2 protein-coding genes are annotated in these 1,928 nt (G+C 73.5%); both read left to right on the top strand.

Annotated elements, in window-relative coordinates; translation table 11 throughout:
• Window positions 1-504: peptidyl-tRNA hydrolase (locus CCN72_RS35520; protein WP_107430267.1), on the top strand; the 504-nt coding region annotated here is incomplete at its 5' end.
• A 1-nt stretch (window position 505) separates the two neighbouring features.
• Window positions 506-1,771, top strand: a complete 1,266-nt coding sequence (locus CCN72_RS35525; RefSeq protein WP_086812494.1) for an MFS transporter — start codon at window positions 506-508, stop codon at window positions 1,769-1,771.
• Window positions 1,772-1,928: the final 157 nt, after the last annotated feature.

A 1,928-nucleotide genomic window follows, 5' to 3' on the forward strand; every position in this document is an offset into this window, starting at 1 on the left:
GTACGGAACTGGGAGGACGCCCGGATCCGCAAGGTGGTCCGGCGGGCCCGGGGCGCGGAGTGGCGGCGCGCCGGGACGCTGCCCGGGATCACGGTGACCGGCAGAACCGCGGAGGTACGGGTCTTCCCGCCGATCCCCCTGGACGGCTGGCCCAAGGACCTGGCCAAGCTCCAGGTCTCCGGCACCGAACTCGACGACCCCGAACCCCCGTCCGACCCCGACCGCACCGCCCCCGTCCTGTGGCTCAACCCGGACCTCGTGATGTCCGCCGGCAAGACCATGGCCCAGACCGGCCACGCCGCCCAACTCGCCTGGTGGGCCCTGCCCGACACAGCCCGCACCGCCTGGCGCACCGCCGGCTACCCCCTCTCCGTCCGCACCGCCACCCCCGCCGAATGGACCCGCCTCACCCACAGCGGACTGCCATTGGTCCGCGATGCCGGTTTCACAGAGATTGCTCCAGGTTCGTGCACGGTGGTGGCAGATCATCCGGCGTTGCGCTGACATGGGGGCCTCGACCGGGCCATCGAAGGCCGAGGCACCGCAGGCCGAGGCGTCCAAGACCGTCGGCACTCCCCTGGGACTCCCCGCGTTCCGGCGGTTCGTGGTGGCGAATCTGATTTCGGTGAGCGGTTCCGCGATGGCGCCGCTGGCGCTCGCGTACGCGGTGATCGAGGGGGGTGGCGGGGCCGGGTCACTGGGGGTGGTGCTCGCGGTGAACACCGTGCCCACGATCCTGTTCCTGCTCATGGGGGGCCTGTTCGCGGATCGGTGGTCGCGGAGCCGGATCCTGTTCGTGGGGAATCTGGTGGCGGCGGGCGCGCAGGGGGTACTGGCCGGCACCGTGGCCACGGGGCATGCGACGACGGCGTCGATCGCGGCGTGCGGCTTCGTGTCGGGGACGGCGGCGTCGTTCACCGTGCCGGCCACCCAGGGTGCCGTCGCGCAGATCGTCCCCGCGGAACACCTCCAGCAGGCCAACGCGCTGCTCAGGCTGCCGAGCAACGCGGTGAAGGTGCTGGGCCCGGTCGTCGGCGGCTTCGTCGTCGCGCTGAGCGGCGCGGCCTGGGCGCTGGCCTGGGACGCGTGCACGTTCGCCGTCGCGGCCGTCCTGCTGCTGGGCCTGCGCCTGGCCGCGCCGCCCGGCTCGGCCGGCGGTGTCCTGGCCGACCTGCGGGCCGGCTGGACGGGGTTCCGGTCGCGTACCTGGCTGTGGACCTACACCGCCGCCGGGACCGTCCTCGTCGCCGCGTGGCTGGCCGGCTTCCAGCTGCTCGGCCCGCTCGTCGCCGCCCACCGGTACGCCGGGGCACGCGACTGGGGCCTGGTCCAGGCGGCCTTCTCCTGCGGGCTGCTGGCGGGGACCCTGGTGTGTCTGCGCTGGAAGCCGTACCGGCTGCTCGCGGTCGCGGTCGTCGCGGGCGGCGGGCTCGCGCTGCCACTGGCGGCCATGGCCTGGGGCCTGCCGCTGCCGCTCGTCCTCGTGGCCGTCCTCCTGGCGGGGGTCGGGCTCGATGTCGCGATCGTCGCCTGGACCACCGCGTTCCAGCAGCATGTGCCCTCGGCGGAACAGGGCCGTATGAGCGCGTTCAACGGTGTCGGCGAACGGCTCGCCATCCCCCTCGGCTATCTCATCACCGCCCTCGCGGTGCACGCGTGGAGCAGCCAGGGCGTGCTCCTGGCCTGCGCAGCGCTGATCGTCGCGGCGACCGTGCTCAACCTCTGCGTCCCGGATCTGCACCGCGTCCATCGGGAGGCCGCCCCGGCCTGAGGCCCGTCGAGGAGCTTCGCGTGCGGCCCGGCCGGAAACCCGGTTCGAAGCCCGGCCTGAAACCCGGCGCGAACCTCAAATGTTGCTCTGAAGGCGGCCGGGAGGGGGTTCGGGGCGGCCTCCCGATGGACGCGGTGCAGATCCGGGACGCAGAGGT

Source organism: Streptomyces murinus (genome assembly GCF_002154555.1).
GTDB lineage: Bacteria > Actinomycetota > Actinomycetes > Streptomycetales > Streptomycetaceae > Streptomyces > Streptomyces murinus.

Bases quoted from the DNA above. Each gene is read 5' to 3' on its own strand.
- CCN72_RS35525 (WP_086812494.1), top strand. From the start codon at position 506: ATGGGGGCCTCGACCGGGCCATCGAAGGCCGAGGCACCGCAGGCCGAG.